At 73.5% G+C, this 18,520-nt stretch carries 18 protein-coding genes; 12 read left to right on the top strand and 6 right to left on the bottom strand.

Going from position 1 to position 18,520, the window contains the following annotated elements; translation table 11 throughout:
- Positions 1 to 21 precede the first annotated feature (21 nt).
- Positions 22 to 1,767 (top strand): AMP-binding protein, encoded by a 1,746-nt coding sequence (locus ARTHRO9V_RS13420; protein WP_159827870.1) that lies wholly within the window; start codon positions 22 to 24, stop codon positions 1,765 to 1,767.
- A 154-nt stretch (positions 1,768 to 1,921) separates the two neighbouring features.
- On the opposite strand, the gene ARTHRO9V_RS13415 is transcribed toward ARTHRO9V_RS13420, so the two are convergent.
- The 4 genes from ARTHRO9V_RS13415 to ARTHRO9V_RS13400 all read right to left on the bottom strand — a co-directional run bounded on the left by ARTHRO9V_RS13415 (position 1,922) and on the right by ARTHRO9V_RS13400 (position 4,880).
- Entirely contained in the window at positions 1,922 to 3,292 is a 1,371-nt protein-coding gene (locus tag ARTHRO9V_RS13415) for an N-acetylglucosamine-6-phosphate deacetylase (RefSeq protein ID WP_236557051.1), read from the bottom strand.
- Entirely contained in the window at positions 3,289 to 3,465 is a 177-nt protein-coding gene (locus ARTHRO9V_RS13410) for a hypothetical protein (RefSeq protein WP_159827867.1), read from the bottom strand. The genes ARTHRO9V_RS13415 and ARTHRO9V_RS13410 overlap by 4 nt, the downstream gene beginning before the upstream one ends.
- A gap of 34 nt (positions 3,466 to 3,499) precedes the next feature.
- Positions 3,500 to 4,330, bottom strand: coding sequence for a formyltetrahydrofolate deformylase (gene purU / locus ARTHRO9V_RS13405; RefSeq protein ID WP_056044492.1), 831 nt, complete (start codon positions 4,328 to 4,330; stop codon positions 3,500 to 3,502).
- 133 nt (positions 4,331 to 4,463) lie between these two features.
- Positions 4,464 to 4,880, bottom strand: coding sequence for a DUF1304 domain-containing protein (locus ARTHRO9V_RS13400; RefSeq protein WP_159827864.1), 417 nt, complete (start codon positions 4,878 to 4,880; stop codon positions 4,464 to 4,466).
- 120 nt (positions 4,881 to 5,000) lie between these two features.
- Between ARTHRO9V_RS13400 and ARTHRO9V_RS13395 the strand changes: the two genes are divergently transcribed.
- The 10 genes from ARTHRO9V_RS13395 to ARTHRO9V_RS13350 all read left to right on the top strand — a co-directional run bounded on the left by ARTHRO9V_RS13395 (position 5,001) and on the right by ARTHRO9V_RS13350 (position 15,546).
- Positions 5,001 to 6,029 (top strand): LacI family DNA-binding transcriptional regulator, encoded by a 1,029-nt coding sequence (locus tag ARTHRO9V_RS13395; protein ID WP_159827861.1) that lies wholly within the window; start codon positions 5,001 to 5,003, stop codon positions 6,027 to 6,029.
- A 285-nt stretch (positions 6,030 to 6,314) separates the two neighbouring features.
- On the top strand, positions 6,315 to 7,628 hold the full coding sequence (locus ARTHRO9V_RS13390) for a hypothetical protein (RefSeq protein WP_159827858.1): 1,314 nt from the start codon (positions 6,315 to 6,317) through the stop codon (positions 7,626 to 7,628).
- A gap of 36 nt (positions 7,629 to 7,664) precedes the next feature.
- Entirely contained in the window at positions 7,665 to 8,969 is a 1,305-nt protein-coding gene (locus ARTHRO9V_RS13385; protein WP_370516203.1) for a sugar ABC transporter substrate-binding protein, read from the top strand.
- An 11-nt stretch (positions 8,970 to 8,980) separates the two neighbouring features.
- Complete coding sequence (locus ARTHRO9V_RS13380) at positions 8,981 to 9,991, top strand: carbohydrate ABC transporter permease (protein ID WP_056044485.1); 1,011 nt, start codon at positions 8,981 to 8,983, stop codon at positions 9,989 to 9,991.
- Positions 9,992 to 10,127: 136 nt separating this feature from the next.
- Complete coding sequence (locus tag ARTHRO9V_RS13375; RefSeq protein WP_218141852.1) at positions 10,128 to 10,883, top strand: carbohydrate ABC transporter permease; 756 nt, start codon at positions 10,128 to 10,130, stop codon at positions 10,881 to 10,883.
- Positions 10,884 to 11,071: 188 nt separating this feature from the next.
- Positions 11,072 to 12,127, top strand: coding sequence for a glycosidase (locus ARTHRO9V_RS13370; protein WP_159827855.1), 1,056 nt, complete (start codon positions 11,072 to 11,074; stop codon positions 12,125 to 12,127).
- A gap of 74 nt (positions 12,128 to 12,201) precedes the next feature.
- Positions 12,202 to 14,298, top strand: a complete 2,097-nt coding sequence (locus ARTHRO9V_RS13365; protein ID WP_159827852.1) for a hypothetical protein — start codon at positions 12,202 to 12,204, stop codon at positions 14,296 to 14,298.
- A gap of 111 nt (positions 14,299 to 14,409) precedes the next feature.
- Entirely contained in the window at positions 14,410 to 14,940 is a 531-nt protein-coding gene (locus ARTHRO9V_RS13360; protein ID WP_159827849.1) for a helix-turn-helix transcriptional regulator, read from the top strand.
- Positions 14,941 to 14,960: 20 nt separating this feature from the next.
- Positions 14,961 to 15,260: a DUF86 domain-containing protein gene (locus ARTHRO9V_RS13355; RefSeq protein ID WP_236557050.1), complete on the top strand. Its 300-nt coding sequence runs from the start codon at positions 14,961 to 14,963 to the stop codon at positions 15,258 to 15,260.
- Between the two features lie 40 nt (positions 15,261 to 15,300).
- On the top strand, positions 15,301 to 15,546 hold the full coding sequence (locus tag ARTHRO9V_RS13350; RefSeq protein ID WP_159827843.1) for a hypothetical protein: 246 nt from the start codon (positions 15,301 to 15,303) through the stop codon (positions 15,544 to 15,546).
- Between the two features lie 75 nt (positions 15,547 to 15,621).
- On the opposite strand, the gene ARTHRO9V_RS13345 is transcribed toward ARTHRO9V_RS13350, so the two are convergent.
- On the bottom strand, positions 15,622 to 16,596 hold the full coding sequence (locus tag ARTHRO9V_RS13345; protein ID WP_159827840.1) for an XdhC family protein: 975 nt from the start codon (positions 16,594 to 16,596) through the stop codon (positions 15,622 to 15,624).
- A 147-nt stretch (positions 16,597 to 16,743) separates the two neighbouring features.
- Between ARTHRO9V_RS13345 and ARTHRO9V_RS13340 the strand changes: the two genes are divergently transcribed.
- A complete protein-coding gene (locus ARTHRO9V_RS13340) occupies positions 16,744 to 17,436 on the top strand; it encodes an NTP transferase domain-containing protein (RefSeq protein ID WP_159827838.1) in 693 nt (230 codons plus the stop codon).
- A gap of 19 nt (positions 17,437 to 17,455) precedes the next feature.
- Here ARTHRO9V_RS13340 and ARTHRO9V_RS13335 read toward each other — a convergent pair whose 3' ends face one another.
- A complete protein-coding gene (locus ARTHRO9V_RS13335) occupies positions 17,456 to 18,427 on the bottom strand; it encodes a hypothetical protein (RefSeq protein WP_159827836.1) in 972 nt (323 codons plus the stop codon).
- Positions 18,428 to 18,520 lie beyond the last annotated feature (93 nt).

The raw sequence follows: 18,520 nt of genomic DNA, 5'->3' as shown, positions 1-18,520 counted from the left end.
GGCGGGGTGCATGATGGCGGGATGTCCGACGCACCCGCATCCGCACCCGCCGAGGCCCCGGCCACCGCCGCCTACCGGGCGGCCCGCGACCACCTGCTGGGGCTCGGGCACGACCTCGACCGGGCGAGCGACGAGTTCCGCTGGCCGGACGTCGGCGACCGCTTCAACTGGGCGACCGACTGGTTCGACGTGGTCGCCGACGGCAACGACCGCACGGCGCTCTGGATCGTCGAGGAGGACGGCTCCGAGCAGCGGGTGTCGTTCGACGCCATGCGTCGGCGCAGCGACCAGGTCGCCGCGTGGCTGCACGACCTCGGCGTCGCCAAGGGCGACCACGTCATGCTCATGCTCGGCAACCAGGTCGAGCTGTGGGAGGCCATGCTCGCGGTGATGAAGGTGGGCGCGGTCATCCTGCCGACGTCGACCGTGCTCGGCAGCGCCGACCTCGCCGACCGCATCGACCGCGGGCTCGTCCGGCACGTGATCGCCAACGCGGCCGACGCCCCGGCGTTCGCGGGGGTCGACGGGGTCGAGGCCGTCACGCGGATCGCGGTCGTCCCCGAGGGCGACGCGACCCCCGCGGGCTGGACGTCCTTCGGGGACTCGCACCGCGCCTCCTGGGACCGCCCCGACGTCGCCACCGCGACGGAGGACGCCTGCCTCGTCTACTTCACGTCGGGCACGACGAGCAAGCCGAAGATGGTCGTGCACTCGCACGCCTCGTACCCCGTCGGGCACCTGACCACGACGTACTGGCTGGGCGTGCAGCCGGGCGACGTGCACATGACGATCTCGTCGCCGGGCTGGGGCAAGCACGCCTGGAGCTGCTTCTTCGCGCCGTGGACCGCCGAGGCCACCGTGTTCGTCTACAACTACGGGCGCTTCCGCCCGGCCGAGCTCCGCGACCAGCTCGAGCGCGCCCGGGTGACCTCGTTCTGTGCGCCGCCGACCGTGTGGCGGATGCTGATCCAGTCGTCCCTGGGTTCGCGACCGAGCGCCCTGCGCGAGGCGCTCTCGGCCGGCGAACCGCTCAACCCCGAGGTGATCGGGCGCGTGCAGCAGGGCTGGGGCCTGGACATCCGCGACGGGTACGGGCAGACCGAGACGACCGCCATCGTCGCGAACGCGCCCGGCGGCACGATCAAGGCCGGCTCGATGGGGCGCGCCCTGCCCGGCGTCGAGGTCGTGCTGGTCGACCCCGTCACGGGTGTCGTCGGTGACGAGGGCGAGGTCTGCCTCGACCTCACCACGCGGCCCGTCAACCTGATGACCGGCTACCTCGGCGACGCCGCCCGCACCGAGTCGTCAATGCGCGACGGGCTGTTCCACACCGGCGACGTGGCGGTGCGCGACGCCGACGGCATGATCACCTTCGTCGGCCGCACCGACGACGTCTTCAAGTCGTCGGACTACAAGGTCTCGCCGTTCGAGGTCGAGAGCATGCTGATCGAGCACCCGGCCGTCGCCGAGTCCGCGGTCGTGCCGGCACCCGACGACACCCGGCTGAACATCGTCAAGGCGTACGTGACCCTGGCCGAGGGGTGGGCGCCCGACGCCGAGACCGCTCGGGCCGTCCTGGCTCACGCCCGGGTGTCGTTGCCCGCCTACGAGCGGGTCCGGCGGGTCGAGTTCGCCGAGCTGCCGAAGACGATCTCGGGCAAGATCCGACGCGTCGAGCTGCGTGACCGCGAGGAGGCGCTGGCCCGGTCGGGCGAGCGGGCCGCGGCCGAGTGGCGCGACGCGGACTTCCCCGACCTGAAGGGGTAGGGCCGGTCGGCGAGCCCGACGCCCCACGGCTCCGACTCACTGCACCGCGTTTCGTGCACGGCACCGCAACTCGTCGCGGTGCCGTGCACGAAACGCGGTGCGGTGTCGGGCGGAGCGAGGCGAGGCGGGGTGGGGCGGGGCCGGCTGCCGGGGATCAGCCGGTGCGCAGTTCGCGGCCGGCGGCCCAGACCCGGGCGACCGTCCAGTCGTCGTGCCACGCGACGGCGTCGGCCACGTGACCGGGGGCCAGACGCCCGAGCGGCGGCCGGGCCCCGGCGGCCGGCGCCGTGCGCGGCGCCATGCCCAGCCCAGCGCCCAGCGCACGGTCCTGCGCCGTGCGCGCGACGCCGGCCTGCGCTCCGGACATGTCCGCTCGCCTGCCCCCGGCGTCGAGGCCGAGCACGCGGGCCGGCACGAGCGTCAGCGCCGCGACGGCGTCGACGGCCGAGAGTCCGGTCCGGAGGACGGCGATGCGCAGGGCGGCGTCCTGCGTCAGGGTCGAACCCGCGATGGTCGACGTGCCCGTGAGCACGGCGACGCCGTGCTCGACCGTCACCCCGAGTTCGCCGATGCGGTAGTCGCCGTCGGCGGCTCCGGCCGCGGCCATCGCGTCGGTGATGAGGGCGACCCGCCGGGGCGCCGAGCGCAGCACGAGGTCAGCCACGGCCGGGTGCACGTGCACGCCGTCGAGGATCAGCTCGATCGTCACGCGTTCGTCGCCGACCGCCGCGACGAGCGGCCCCGGGTCGCGGTGGTGGATGCCGGCCATGGCGTTGAACGCGTGGGTCACGAGGCTCGCGCCGCGGTCGAACGCCGCGCGGGCGAGGTCGAAGTCGGCCTCGGTGTGCCCGACGGCGGCGACCACGCCCGAGCTGACGAGCCGGTCGATCGCGTCGAGCCCACCGGGCAGCTCGGGGGCGAGGGTGACCTGACGGACGACGCCGTCGCCGGCCTCGAGGAGGCTCTCGACCGTGGCGGCGTCCGGTTCGAGCAGGAAGTGCGGGGCGTGGGCTCCCCGCCGGTCGGGCGCCAGGAACGGTCCTTCGAGGTGTGCCCCGAGCACGAGTGGATCACGACGCATCAGGTCACCGACCAGCCCGAGCGACCGGGACAGCACCGGCACCGGGTTGGCGACGAGGCTGACCAGCGAGCGCGTCGTGCCGTGCCGGCGGTGCAGCGCGAGTCCCGCGTCGAGGTCGTCCGGCCCGCCGTCGAAGGCGTGCCCGCCGCCTCCGTGCGTGTGCAGGTCGATCAGCCCCGGGGTGAGCGTGGCGCCCGCGAGGTCGACCGTGACGTCCGCGGGGGGCGGCACCGCGCCTCCTGCGGTCGGGTCGTCGGGTGCACCCGACGTCGCCGAGGAGGCGCGGGTCGCGTCGAGCCCGCGCCTCGCCCCGGCCGCCGCGCGCGATCCCGGCACCGTGGCGCCGGTGGCGACGATCACGTCGCCGTCGACGAGCATCCAGAAGCCCTCGACCACGCCGTCGGCGTCGACCTTGCGGGCGTCGGAGAACAGGGTGGTCGTCACCGGCGGGCCCCCCGGCCGTTCTCGCGACGGAAGGCCAGGACGCCCGTGACGCCGGCCAGGACGGCGAACGCCACGGCGACGATCGGGTAGCCGAGCATGGCCCAGGCGGCGACCACGGCACCCATGATCGCGATCTCGACCAGGGCCTTGCCGACGGCGTCGGTCGGGGTCACGCGTCCAGCGTACGGCCGGTGTGCCCGGGCGGGGCTAGCGGAAGACGATGGTGCGGGCGCCGTCGAGCAGCACGCGGTCCTCGGCGAACCAGCGGACGGCCTGGGTCAGGGTGCGGCTCTCTTCGTCCTGGCCGATCGCCATCAGCTCGGGGGCGCTGCGGGTGTGGTCGACGCGGACCACGTTCTGCTCGATGATCGGCCCCTCGTCGAGGTCGCTCGTGACGAAGTGCGCCGTCGCGCCGATCAGCTTCACGCCGCGGGCGTGCGCCTGGCGGTAGGGGTTCGCGCCCTTGAACCCGGGCAGGAACGAGTGGTGGATGTTGATCGCCCGCCCCTCGAGCGCGGCGCAGAGTTCGGGGCTGAGGATCTGCATGTAGCGGGCGAGCACGACCAGCTCGACGTCGTAGCGGTCGACGACCTGCAGCACGCGCGCCTCGAACGCCGCCTTCGACTCGGGGTCGGTGACCGGGTGGTGCTCGAACCGCTTGCCGTAGAACTCGGCCAACCCCGACAGGTCGTCGTGGTTCGCCAGGATCAACGGCACCTCGATCGGCAGCTGTCCCGCCCGCTGCCGGAACAGCAGGTCGTTCACGCAGTGCGCCGCCTTGCTCGCGAGCACGAGGGTGCGGGTCGGGCGACCGACGACGTCGAGCTTCGCCTGCGCGTCGTAGTGCGCGAGCACGGGCGCCAGCGCCGCCTCGAACGCGTCGCGCTCGCCGGGGGCCTCGACCTGCAGGCGCATGAAGAACGTGCCGGTGTCGTGGCTCGAGAACTGCGCGGACTCGGTGATGTTGCCGCCCGCCTGCACGACGGCACCGCTGATCGCGTGGACGATGCCGGGTCGGTCCTGGCAGACGAGCGTCAGCGTCCAGTGCGTCGTCGGGGCGGCCGGGGCAGCGGCCCGAGCGGCGTCGGCCGTCGCGGCGTCGGGGGCGGAGGAGGCGCGGGTGGCGTCGGTCACGTCGGTCACCCGCCCAGGGTAGTGCGGCCGAACCCGGTCACGCGGCGGCGATGAGCAGCGTGACGAGCGCGACGAGCGGGAGGAACCCCTGCGTGACCGCGGCGCGGGTCTTCGTGCGGTCCGAGAGCAGCAGGACGAGCGCGGCGGCGAGCATCGACCCCGTGCCCGCGACGAGCAGGGCGTTGCCCGAGGGGGATGCCTCGAAGGCGCTGCCCGCGCCTCCTGCCCCTCCGGCGGCGATCAGCACGACGCCCACGATCGTGACGATCGCGAGGAACAGGTTGTAGAAGCCCTGGTTGTAGGCGAGCGGCTTCGTGTGCTCGGCCTGGACGTCGTCGGTGATGCCGAAGGTCGCGCGGACGCGGGGGGTGGTCCAGAGGAAGGACTCCATCACGAAGATGTAGAGGTGCAGCAGGGCGGCGAGCGAGGCCGCGACGAGCGAGACGATGAGCATGCCCCGACCCTAGGGCCGGGCGGTCCACGCACGGGTGGCGGCTGCGGCGGGTCAGTAGCATCGTGGGGGCGCAGCGAGCGCACACGGGCATCGGCACCGGCGAGGACGAGGAGGCGCGGCGTGGCAGAGCGGGTCACCATCGTCGAGGTCGCGGCCCGGGCCGGCGTCGCGATCAGTTCGGTCAGCAGCGCCCTCAACGGTCGCCCCGGCGTCTCGGAGCAGACCCGCGCGCGCATCCGGCAGGCCGCCGACGACCTCGGCTTCGTGCCGAGCGTCCGGGGCCGCAGCCTGAGCGCCAAGCGGGCCTTCACCGTCGGGCTCGTCGTGCACCGCGACCCGTTCGTGCTCGAGTCCGACCCGTTCTTCGGCAGCTTCATCGGCGGGCTCGAGTCGGTGCTCGACCCGCGCGGGTACGCGCTCATCCTGCAGATGGGGTCGGCGGCGGACGAACCGCTCGACCGCTACCGGCGGCTCGCGGCCGGACGTCGGGTCGACGGCGTCGTCCTGAACGAGCTGACGGTGGACGACCCGCGCGTCGAACTGGTCCGCGAGCTCGACCTGCCCGCCGTCGGGGTCAACCCGGCCGGGGACTTCCCCCTGCCCGCCGTGCGGCAGGACGACTCGGCCGGCATCGGCGAGCTCGTCGAGCACCTCGTGTCGCTCGGTCACCGGCGGTTCGCCCACGTCGCCGGGCCCGGGCGCTTCGTGCACTCGCGGCGTCGCGGGGCCGCCTGGCGGGACGCCGTCGTCGGAGCCGGGCACGAGCCCGGGGCGGTCGTCGAGGCCGACTTCACCTACGACGGGGGAGCCCGGGCCGCCGCTCGCCTCTTCGGGCCGGACGCACCGGTCCACGACCGGCCCACCGCCGTCTTCTGCGCCAACGACCTGGCCGCCATCGGGTTCATGACCGAGCTCGACCGGCTCGGGGTCCGCGTGCCCGACGACGTCAGCGTGGCCGGGTTCGACGGCATCGAGCTCGGGTCGTACGTGCGCCCCGGGCTGACCACGCTGACGACGGCTCCGCGGCTGATCGGGGCCGAGGCGGCGCGCCTCCTGCTCTCGGCCGTCGAGGGCGAGGCCGTCACCGACGCCGAGATCGAGCCCGCCCGGCTGCTGGTCCGCGCGTCGACGGGCTCCGCCGCCCGCTGACCCCGCGGCGCCCCGCGCTGCCTCAGAGATCGCTCGGCGCCCGGGCGTCGAGGACGCACCACGCTCGCGTCGTCGAACCACGTTCCGAGGTGGTTCGACGACGCGAGCGTGGTGCGCCCTGCGGCGGGAGCCCGATGGGTGCTCGTCGGGCGTCAGGTCAGGAGGCGCGGGTCGGGAGATCGCGCCGGGAGGGGTTCCGGCGCGGCGGCGGACGTGCTAGCTTCTCGATCTACCGAAACGTTTCGGTAGACGAGTGAGACCGCACACGACGAAGTGGGTGCCCCGATGACGACCGCCAGTGACACGACGAGCACCGAGGCGAGCGCCGACACCGGGCCCGACACGACGCGCGTCGACACCGGGCCCGACACGACGTGCGCCGACACCGGGCCCGACACGACGCGCGCCGACACCGGGCCCGACGCCGACGCGGCCCGCGCCGCCTCGAAGCCGTACCTCGTCCCGCTGACCCGGGAGCGCCTCCGGACGGTCCTCGACGAGGCCCTCGTCCACCGCAACGAGCTCACCGGCGCCCTCTCGCAGCTGACCTTCTCGAGCCCCGCCGCCTACGAGCCGGGCCGCCCCGACTGGGCGGTCGGCCCCTTCACCGCCGACCCGGCGTTCACCTTCACGCTGGACGGCCAGTGGCCCGACCCCGACGGACTCGGCTGGACGAGCGAGTCGCTCTACAACCCCAGCCTCATCGAGCACGACGGCACGCTGCACCTGTTCTACCGGGCCTCGCCCCGCAAGGAGAGCCTCGGCAGCCGCATCGGCCACGCCACCCTCGCCCTCACCCCCGACGGCGAACCAGCACCCGGCGCCGCCTGGGTCGACGACCCAGCCAACCCGGTCGTCCGTCCCACCCTCGACGACGAACTGTTCGGCACCGAGGACCCCAAGGTCTACCGCGCCGAGGGTCGCTTCTGGCTGTTCTACAACGGCGTCTTCCCGATCACCGAGGAGGCGCGGGTCGCGCACCCGAGCCCCGGTTACCCCGTCCAGGCGGTCGGCATCGACCTGCTGGTCGCCGTCAGCGACGACCTCGTCTCCTGGCAGAAGCTCGGCCCGATCGCCGACCACGAGCAGACGCGGCTCTGGGCCAAGGGCGCCGTGATCCCGCGCGACGAGCACGGGAACGCGGTCCGCCTCGGCGGCAACGGCAGCGGCAGCGGCAGCCACAACGACGGGGACTACCTCATGTTCGTCAGCGAGGGCTTCGACGGCGTGCTGCACGTCGGCCGCTCGGACGACCTGCGCCACTGGACCTTCGAGCCCGTGCCGTACCTCGACCTGTCGGGCGTCGGCGGCCACCTGCACGAGGTCGCCGCCGCGATCGTCACGGGCGACGGCCGACTCGTGCTGGACGTCTTCCACGACGTCGACGGGGTCTTCGCGGCGAGCCAGGCGCTCTACGACGTCGGGCGTCCGGTCGACCAGCTCGCCCTCGCGTCCGGCGGGTCGCTCAGCTGGGGCGGCCTGCAGCAGATCGGCGGCCGCTGGACCTTCGCCCAGGGCTGGGACGCCCCCGCCGGCCACCGCGACCTGTACTTCTACCGCACCGACCCGCACGCCCCCGTGCCTCAGACCACCCCCTAGCCACACCCGCAGCACCACCCACCCAAGGAGAACACCGTGCAACGACGCACACGCTTCACCCGCCGCGCGACCCTCGGCGCGACCGTCCTGGTCGCCGCCCTCGGCCTGACCGCCTGCTCCGGCGGCGGCGGCGGCGCCTCGAGCGACGCCCTCACCGCCAAGGGCCCCATCACCATCTGGTACTCGAACAACGAGCAGGAGGTGACCTGGGGCAAGGCCATGGTCGAGGCCTGGAACGCCGACCACCCCGACGAGCAGGTCAAGGGGCAGGAGATCCCGGCCGGCAAGTCGAGCGAAGAGGTCATCGGCGCCGCCATCACGGCCGGCAACGCCCCCTGCCTCGTCTACAACACGGCCCCCAGCGCGGTCGGGCAGTTCCAGAAGCAGGGCGGCCTGGTCGACCTGTCGAGCTTCGACGACGGCGCGAGCTACATCGAGGAGCGCAGTGGCGACCTCGCGAAGCAGTACCAGGACGCCGACGGCAAGTACTACCAGCTGCCCTGGAAGTCGAACCCGGTGATGATCTTCTACAACAAGGACCTCTTCACGAAGGCCGGCCTCGACGCCGAGAACCCCGACCTCTCCACCTACGACGACTTCCTCGCGACGTCGAAGACCCTGGTCGACGCCGGCGTCTCGAAGTACGCCATCCACCCGGCGCCGACGAGCGAGTTCTTCCAGTCGCAGTTCGACTTCATGCCGCTCTACGCGGCCGAGACCGGCGGCACCGGCCTCGTCGAGGACGGCAAGGCGACCTTCGCCGACACCGCCGGCGAGGACGTGGCGACCTTCTGGCGCTCGCTCTACGAGCAGGGGCTGGCCGGCCAGGAGCAGTACACGGGCGACTCGTTCGCCGACGGCGAGGCCGCGATGTCGATCGTCGGGCCGTGGGCCGTGTCGGTCTACGAGGACGTCAACTGGGGTGCCGTGCCCGTCCCGACCAAGGACGGCACGAGCGCCGACGAGACCTACACGTTCAGCGACGCAAAGAACGTCGGCATGTACACGGCCTGCGAGAACCAGGGCACGGCGTGGGACTTCCTGAAGTTCTCCACCAGCAGCGACCAGGACCGCGCCCTGCTCGAGACCACGGGCCAGATGCCGATCCGCACCGACCTGGCCTCGACCTACTCCGACTACTTCGACGCGAACCCCTCGTACGCGCTCTTCGGCGACCAGGCGGCCCGCACGGTCGAGGTGCCGGCCGGCCCGAACACCGTCGCCGAGTTGCAGGCCTTCCGCGACGCGTGGTCGAGCAGCGTGATCTTCGGCAAGGGTGACGTCGACTCGTCGCTGAAGGACGCCGCGGACAAGATCGACGAGCTCGCGGCGCAGGGCTGATCGTGTCCACCGTGCACGAGGCGGCGGCAGCGTCGCCGACCGCCGGACGAGCCGAGGAGGCGCACCGCGCCTCCTCGGGGGGTCCCGGCTCCGGGCACCGGGCGGGCCGTCGCCGCGACGGCGACCCGCGCGGGCGTCGGCGGGGCGGCCCCCTCGGCAAGCACCCGCTCGGCCTGCTGTTCAGCGCGCCCTACCTGGTGTTCGTGCTGGCGGTGTTCGCGTACCCGTTGGTCTACGCGGTCTACATCGCGTTCCACGACTACTTCTTCACGGCGCCCGGTGCCGTCGTCGCGCGGCCCTTCGTCGGCCTCGACAACTTCGTCACCGCGTTCACCGACCCGGCGGTCATCCGCTCGTTCGGCAACGTCGGCGTCTTCCTGGTGATCAACGTGCCGCTGACGGTCGTGCTGAGCATGGTGCTCGCCACGGCGCTCGACAAGGTCGCGCACTTCCGGGGGTTCCTGCGGGTGGCGTTCTACGTGCCGTACCTGACGGCGAGCGTCGCCGTCGTCGCGGTCTGGTTGTTCCTCTTCAACGGCGACGGTCTCGTGAACAACGTGCTCGGGCCGCTGGCCCCGACCCCGTCGTGGCTGATCAACTCGGCCTGGGCCATGCCCTCGATCGCGTTGTTCGTCACCTGGAAGCAGCTCGGCTTCTACATCCTGCTGTACCTCGCGGCTCTGCAGAACGTGCCCAAGGAGCTGTACGAGGCGGCCTCGAGCGACGGTGCCGGCCCGATCCGGTCGTTCTTCACCGTCACCGTCCCGGGCGTGCGTCCGGCCACCGTGCTCGTGCTGCTCGTCTCGACCGTCACCGGGGCGAACCTCTTCACCGAGCCGTACCTGCTGACCGGGGGAGGCGGGCCGAACGGCGCGTCGACCTCGCCCGTGCTGCTGATGTACCAGAAGGGCATCGAGCAGGGGAACCCCGACCAGGCCGCCGCGATCGGCGTCGTGCTCGTGATCCTCGTGCTGGTCATCGCCCTGCTGCAGAACCGGTTCGCCGGCGGAAAGGAGGACTGAGATGACCGTCTCCGACGAGACCACCGCCCGCCCCCTGCGGGTCGGCAAGAAGCCGCCGCTGACCCGGGCCCAGACCACGCTGCGCGGCGTCGTGCTGGCGATCGGCGCCCTGGCGTTCCTCTTCCCGTTCTACTACATGGTGATCGGGTCGCTGCAGACCAAGCCCGACCCGACCGTGGCCGGGGCGTTCCCGCACCCGTCGAACCTGACGGTCGAGAACTACGCCGCGATCGACAGCCGCATCGGGCTGCTCAGCGGCCTGCTCAACTCGGGCATCTTCACGGTGGGCGTGCTCGCCTGCACCCTCGTGTTCGGGGTGCTGGTCGGCTACGCGCTGGCCGTGCTGCAGTGGCGTGGTCGCGGGGTCACCTTCGCGCTGGCGCTGCTCGTGCAGGTGGTGCCCTTCCAGCTGCTGATCATCCCGCTGTACGTGCTCATCGCGCGCAACTACGGGCTGAGCGACAACTACCTGGGCATGATCCTGCCGTTCGCCATCAACTCGACGGCGGTGATCATCTTCCGGCAGTACTTCCTGCAGCTGCCGAAGGAGCTCTTCGAGGCCGCGCGCATCGACGGCACCGGCGAGTTCCGGCTGCTGTGGAACATCGCGTTGCCGCTCGTGCGCCCGGCGCTGGTCACGGCCCTGCTGCTGACCTTCATCGGTCCGTGGAACGAGTTCCTCTGGCCGTTCCTCATCACCAAGGAGGCGTCGATGCAGCCGCTCGCCGTGTCGCTGGCGAACTACATCAGCAACGTGGCGGCGACGGCGGCGAACCCGTTCGGCGCGACCCTCGCGGGCGCCGTCGTGCTGGCCGCTCCGGTCGTGCTGCTGTTCATCGTGTTCCAGCGCTACTTCATCTCGACCGACGTCGGCTCGAGCGTGAAGGGCTGACCGACCGCCTCCCGACCCGAGGAGGCGCGCTGCGCGACCGGCGCGCCCCGCGCCTCCTCGGCTCCCCACCCCCAGACCGGGTCGTCGTGCCGACGGCCCCCACCGCAGGAGGCGCGGTGCGATCCCCCCTCGCATCGCGCCTCCGTCGCCTCCCGCCTCCCGCCTCTCGCCTCTCGAAAGGGCCTCCCATGGCTGACTTCCCGTACCGACTGACCCGCCTGGGCGTCGTGATGACCCCCGACCCCGACTCGCCCGACGAGGCCGAGGGGGTGCTCAACCCCGGTTCGGGACGCGGGCCCGACGGCGAGCTCTACCTGCTGCCGCGGCTCGTCGCCACGGGCAACGTGTCGCGCGTCGGGCTGGCCCGGGTCGTCGTCGAGGACGGCGTGCCCGTGGGCGTGACCCGCGAGGGCGTCGTGCTCGCGCCCGATCGCGGGTGGGAACGCGGCGCGACCCACGCCGGCGTCGAGGACCCGCGCGTCACGTGGATCGAGGAGCTCGGGCTGCACGTGATGACCTACGTCGCCTACGGGCCGCTCGGGCCGCGCACCGCCGTCGCCGTGAGCGACGACCTGCGCGACTGGCGCCGACTCGGGCCCGCGACCTTCGAGTACGTCGACGAGCTCGACACCGACCTCGGGCTGTTCCACAACAAGGACACCGTGTTCTTCCCGTCGCCGGTCACCGCGCCGGACGGCGTGCGCAGCTTCGCCGTGCTGCACCGACCGATGTGGCACATCGGTGCGACGGTGCCGGGCGAGGGCAGTCCGCTGCCGGCCGGCGTCACCGACGGGCGGCACTCGATCTGGATCAGCTACGTGCCGGTCGACGCGGTCGCCGCCGACCCGCGGGCGTTGGCGCGGTGGGGGCAGCACCGGTTCGTCGCCGGCCCCGAGTTCCCGTTCGAGGAGCTGAAGATCGGCGGCGGCCCGCCCCCGCTGCGCGTCGACGAGGGCTGGCTGCTGCTGCACCACGGCGTCACCGGCGTGATCGACGACGCCTTCGCCCAGCAGCAGAACGTGAACTACGCGGCGGGCGGGATGATCCTCGACGCCGACGACCCGTCGCGCGTGGTCACCCGGTCGGAGGTGCCGCTGCTCGAGGCCGAGACCGCCGACGAGCGCGACGGCATCGTGCCGAACGTCGTGTTCCCGACCGCGATCGAACACGTCGACGGCGTCCCCTTCGTGTTCTACGGCATGGCCGACTCGAAGATCGGCGTCGCCCGCCTCGACCGCGCCTGAGGTCGCGCACGGCCCGACGACACCCACGGCCCGACGACACCCACGGATCACCGACAAGAAGGAGGCGGTCGACGATGATCGCACGCAACTCACGATGGACGGGCGCGGCACTGGCCGCGGCCCTGGCGACCGTGCTGGGGGTGACGGGGGCGCTGCCGGCTGCCGCCGCGCCTCCTGGTCCGGCGGCCGCGCCGCCCGGCTCGGCCGCGCCGACCACCCCGGCGGCCGCACCGGCCGTGGCACCGTTGACGAACCTCGCGCACCTGGACTTCCTGCTCGACCGGACGACGCCCGTGCCCGAGGCCGGGCACTCGACCTACCGGCAGAGCGCGGAGCCGACGCTCACCCTGCCGTGGACCTACGCCGACGCCCGCGACGGCGGCACCTTCGCCCGGGTGGGCGGCGGTCCGCTCGACCCCGCGACCGGGTACTGGGGGCAGGGCGCGTACAACAGCGACGATGTCTCACGGACGGCCGTCGTGTACCTGCGCGACTGGAAGCAGACCGGCTCGGAGTCGAGCCGGCAGAAGGCCTACGAGCTGCTGCGGGCGACCGCGTACTTCCAGACGACCACCGGTGACGCCGCCGGCAACGTCGTCCTCTGGATGCAGCCCGACGGCACCTTCAACCGCAGCCCGGTGCCGGTCGAACTGCCCGACCCGTCCGACAGCGGCAACAGCTACTGGCTGGCCCGCAGCATCTGGGCGTTCGGCGAGGGGTACGCCGCATTCGCGGACGACGACCCGGAGTTCGCCGCGTTCCTGCAGCAGCGGCTGCAGCTCGGCGTGACAGCGCTGAACCGTGAGACGCTCGCCCGCTACGGTCGGTACGACGTGGCCGACGGGGCGAAGGTGCCCGCCTGGCTGATCGGCTCCGGAGCCGACGCCTCGGCCGAGGCCGTCCTCGGGCTGAGCGCCTACTCGGCCGTCGTGCCGGGTGACGCGGCCTCGCGCACCGCGCTGACGCAGCTCGCCGAGGGCGTCGCGGCGATGTCGTCCGGCGACGGGCAGACCTGGCCGTACGGAGCCGTGCTGCCCTGGGCGAAGTCCCGCTCGATGTGGCACGCCTGGTCGTCGCAGATGCCCGTCGCCCTGGCCCGGGCGTCGACCGTGCTCGCCCGACCCGACCTGCTGAAGCCGGCCGTGCTCGACCAGACCTCGTTCACGACCACGCTGCTCACCGCGAGCGGGCCCGACAACGCCTGGTACCCGACGCCCGTCGACCAGACGCAGATCGCCTACGGAGCCGACTCGCGGCTGCAGTCGGCGCTCGCCGTGGCCGGCGCCGGCGCGGGGGCCCCGGGTCTGAAGCGCATCGCGGCCGTCGCTGCGAGCTGGTACTTCGGCACGAACCGCTCGGGCACCCCCGTCTACGACCCGGCCACCGGGGTGACCTTCGACGGCGTGCAGGCCGACGGCACGGTGAACCGCAACAGCGGTGCCGAGAGCACGATCCACGGCCTGTTGTCGATGATCGCCCTCGACGGCGCCCCCGACGTCTCGGCCGAGGCTCGAGGGCTGACGAGCGTCACGTCGCGTGACGGCCTCACGGTGGTCGAGGCCGAGACGGCGTCGCCCACGACGGGCACGGTCGTCACCCCCGACTCGGCGTGGACGGGCGAGTCGCAGTACGGCGGAGGCTCGGCGCTGCGGCTCGAGCCCGGGCAGAGCGCGACGATCACGGTGCCCGCGGGCTCCGGGTTGCGGCACGTCGAGCCGGTCCTGCTCGCCGCCGAGGGAGTGCGGTCGACGTCGGTCTGGAAGGCGGGACGCGTGCCCCTGGGGACGCTGACGACGCAGGCCGGGGCGCAGGGCGTGACCGCCGCCTCCGGGGCTCTGCTGCCCCAGACGCTGCCGGTGCCGATCGGTGCCGGAGCGACGGCGATCACCGTGACCGCCGGCCGCGACGCGACCGTGGTCGACGGCCTGATCGTGCGGCCGCTCGTCCAGCGGCTCGTGCTCGCCGGGACGGCGGCCGACGGTCGCCCGACGACGACCGAGCTGCTGTCGTCGACCTCGCGGCTGCCGTTGCCGACCCCGGTCGGCGTGCGGGGCAGTCGGACGTCGGCGTCGTCGTACGACGCGCAGGGCCGCCTCGTGCAGCAGCGCGACGTGCAGGGCCGCAGCGTCGTGCTGGTCAAGCCCGGCGGCTTCGCCGTCCTCACCCGCTAGCCCGGCGCCGAGGCCCAGGAACCCGCTCGGACCCCAGCAACCCCCGTGAGGGTCTGGGCGGGTTCCCGGGGTCTCGTGCGCGGCGCATGCCCGATCGTATATAGTCCGGTCATGATCACCACGGACGTCGCCTCGCGTCTGCGGGAGGCGAGGGTCGCTGCGCGGCTCACCCAGGGCGAGGTGGGGCGGAGGGCAGGGCTGCCGCAGAGCGCCGTCTCGCGTTACGAGGGCGGCTCGAAGATCCCGTCCCTGCCCGTCCTCGAGCGGCTCTTCGAGGCGACGGGCCTCGACCTGGCGCTCACGCTCACGCCGTCACGATCTCGTGCGACCGCGACCGCGTCTCCGTTCGGCGGGCCGGTGGGGCGCATCGTGCATCCTCGCCGTGCCGAACTGCGGTCGTTCTTCGCGCGCGAAGGGTTCGGTCACCCCCAGGTCTTCGGCAGCGTCAGCCGAGGTGACGACCGCGTCGACAGCGACCTCGACGTCGTCGTCGACCTGCCCGACGGTCTCGGGTTGTTCGGGCTGGCGGCGGCTGCGCGTCGGGCGAGCGACATCGCCGGGGTCGTGGTCGACGTCGTGCCCCGCGACGGCCTGACCCCCGAGGTCGCCGAGGCGGTCTCGCGGGACGGGGTCGCCCTGTGAGTCGTCACGATCGGGCGCGGTTGGACGACATCGCAGCGGCTCTGGGCGCCATCGACGCCCATCGGCGACGGGGAGAACTGACGGACGGGCTGGTCTTCGACGCCGTGCGCGTCCGCCTCATCGAGATCGGCGAAGCGGTGAAGGGGCTCTCGTCCGAGACGACGAGTGCCGCGCCCGAGATCCCGTGGGCCGACGTCGCCCGCATGCGCGACTTCCTCGCCCACCGGTACTTCGACACCTCGCATTCCGTCGTGGCGCACACCGTCGACCACGACCTGCCGGTGCTGTCATCGGCAGTCGAGCGGCTGCGTCGCGGCTGACGCGCTCCGCGGACGAGGAGGCGCGGGTACGGTCGACCGCATGAGCGACGACACGCAGGCCCCCGGTCCCGACGACGCCGGCCGCGACACCAGCCCGGGGCACGAGGTCGACCACGACCCGACCGGCATGACCGACGACGAGAAGCGGCACGACCAGCTGACCCGTGCCCCGAAGTCGGACGAGTCGGACGCCGCCCCGCGCATCACGACCGAGGACCGCGGCGACGGGGTCACCCGCATCGACGTCGCCGACACCGCGAAGGTCCGCCCGGGCGGGGCCGGCTGACGCCGACGCACCAGGGGCTCGCCGAGACCCACCTGCGCGCGCGGGCGCTTCGGCGGAACCCTGGGGGTCCGCGCCTCAGCTGATCAGGTGGATGCTGCCGTCACGGTCGCGCAGCGGGGCCCGCGAGGCGCCCGACCGCACGGCGAGCACCTCGGCCAGGATCGACACGGCCGTCTCCTCGGGCGTGCTCGCCCCGAGGTCGAGCCCGATGGGGGAGTGCAGTCGGCCGAGCGCCGCCGGCCCGACTCCGCGATCGGCCAGGGCGGAGACGCGTCGGTCGTGCGTGACCCGTGATCCCATGGCCCCGACGTACGCCGCCGGGGACGCCAGCGCCGCCTCGACCAGGTCGGCGTCGAACCGCTCGTCGTGCGACAGCACCGCGATCACGGTGCGCTCGTCGACCCCGGTGCGCGCCAAGTAGTTCGGCGGCCACTCGACGACGACCTCGTCGGCCGACGGGAAACGCTCGCGGGTCAGGAAGACCGGACGCGGGTCGCACACCGTCACGCGGTAGCCCAGCACCGCCCCGGCGTTGCACAGGGCGACGGCGAACTCGACCGCCCCGAAGACGAGGAGGCGCGGCGGCGGCACCGAGCGCTCGCTGAAGACCCGCAGACCCTCGCAGTCGTCGACGCTCGGCACGACCTCGCCGGTGCGGACCGGGCCGAGCACGACATGCGCCGACGCCTCACGCCCGGCGGCGGCATCGCGGAGGGCGGCGATCGTCTCGGCGTCGTCCGGGGTGACGAGCCGGGCGAACACCTCGATGCGCCCGCCGCAGCTGAGCCCGACCTCGAACGCCGTCTCGTCGCTGAACCCGAACGTCTCGAGCTGCGGCGTGCCGTCGTCGAGCACCTGCGTGCAGATCTCGTAGACCGCGCCCTCGACGCAGCCGCCCGAGATGCTGCCGATCACGGTGCCGTCGACGGTGACGGCCATCGACGTGCCGACCGTCCGGGGTGCACTGCCCACGACCGACACGGCCGTCGCGACGGCGAGGCGCTCGCCGGCGTCGAGTCGCGCCAGCAGGCGGTCGGCGATCTCGAACACGGGGCTCCTCGGGTGCGACGGGCGAGCGGGTGGTCTCTGGTGGTGCCAGGTCTCGATGGTGTCACGGCCTCGGCCCCGCGACCTACCGCGACGTCGGACGTCGCCGGCCGGCGCGAGGTGCTCTCCGGGGCTGGCTAGCCTGACACCATGCCCGGTGACGACTCCTCGACGTCCGTCGGCCTGCTGCTCGCGGCCGGCGCCGGGACGCGCATGGGCCGTCCCAAGGCGCTCGTGGTCGACGAGCGCGGGCCGTGGCTGACCCGCGCCGTGACGACGCTGCTCGACGGGGGCTGTGACCGCGTCGTCGTCGTGCTCGGGGCGGGCGCGACCGAGGCGCGAGCGCTGCTGGCGGCCGACCCGCGCCTCCTGACGGTCGAGACACCGGTGCCGGGCGGGGCGACGGACGCGCCGCACGCCGACCCGTGCCTCCCGCCGGTCGACGGTCGCGCGAGGGTGGCGGTCGTCGTCGCGGACGACTGGGCAGACGGCCTCGCCGCGTCGTTGCGCGTCGGGCTGGCGGCGCTCGCCGCCTCCGACCCCGAGGAGGCGCGGCTCGCCCTGATCACGCTGGTGGACTACCCGGGGCTGCCGCCGTCCGCGGTGGCGCGGCTGCTGTCGTCCCCGGCCGCCGACGTGCCCCTGGGCCCGGCTGCGCTGCGGCAGTCCGTCTTCCACGGACGCCCGGGTCACCCCGTCGTGGTCGGTCGGTCCCACTGGTCGGCCCTCGCGGCGTCCCTCACCGGGGATCGCGGGGCGGGCCCCTATCTCAGGGCGCACGCCGCCGAGCCGGTCGACTGCTCCGACCTCTGGGACGGCGCCGACGTCGACGCGCCCGCCTGACCTTCGGCGTCCCCGAGGGTCAGTTGCATTTCCCGCTGCCGCTGAAGCACGGGGTGTAGTTCGCGGGCAGGGGTTCCTGACGGGGGGTGGGGGACTCCCACCGGTCCCCGGGGACGGGTGCGCCGACGGCACCGATCACGACCAGCCCGGCGACGACGACGGCCGCCACGACGACACCTCGATGCCCGGCGGTGATCGCGGCGAACAGCGTCACGACGAGGCACGCGAGGCAGGCGACGAGGGTCCGGAGCCAGCTGTCCGCGGCCTCCTGGCTGACGGTCACGGGGGTGCCGAAGAGGCTGAACTCGGCCGAGAACCACTGCCCGGCCAGCGAGAGCGTGAGCAGGACGCCCGCCGCGAGGGCGAGCGCCTCGACGATCACGGCGACGCGGTGCACGAGGTGACGGGGCGGGCGGGGCGCCCGGTCCGCCCGGGCCGCGGGGGCGTCGACGGGGACGTTGACGGGTGCGTGCTCGGCCGGACGTGCTCCGTCGTGCGCCGAGGCGTCGCGGCCGCCCCGACCCGACCGCGCGGCGAGGACGACGAACGACGCCAGGCCGACGGTCGCGACGAACGGCAGGCTGACGAAGACGACAGTGGGCACCGTGTAGAGGGAGAAGCCCGCCCGGAGGCCCGACGTGACGCCCGACCCGACGGTGAGCTCGACGCCGGCCCGGGCCACGGCCGCCGCGGCGACGTAGAGCCAGGCCCGGCGTGACGCCGGCGCCTCGGACCACCGCCACGCGACGAGGACGACGAGGACGGCCCACACCACGAACGGCACGAGTGCGGCCTGCGCGAGCGCGCCCGGCAACTCGAGCAGCGACGCGACCACCCGGCCGGCCGAGGCCGTCAGGCCGACGAGCGCCGCGCCCGCGACGAACAGGGCCGCGGTGGTGCCGACGACCCACGCCACCTCGCGGCGGTCGACCCGCCGTCGCAGGCTCGCCGCCGCCCCCGCGAGTCGGCCCTCGTGCTGAGTGTTCGTCATGGGTCGACGGTAGCGGCGGGTCGCGGGGCCGACGTCATCCCGGAGGCGGATGTCGGCCGGGCGGTACGGATCGCCCGAGCCCCTGTCCCGCCG

This window comes from Frigoribacterium sp. 9N (genome assembly GCF_902506305.1).
GTDB lineage: Bacteria > Actinomycetota > Actinomycetes > Actinomycetales > Microbacteriaceae > Frigoribacterium.
The sequence above is the reverse complement of the archived record's forward strand: the minus strand, read 5'-3'. Positions and strand labels throughout refer to the sequence as shown.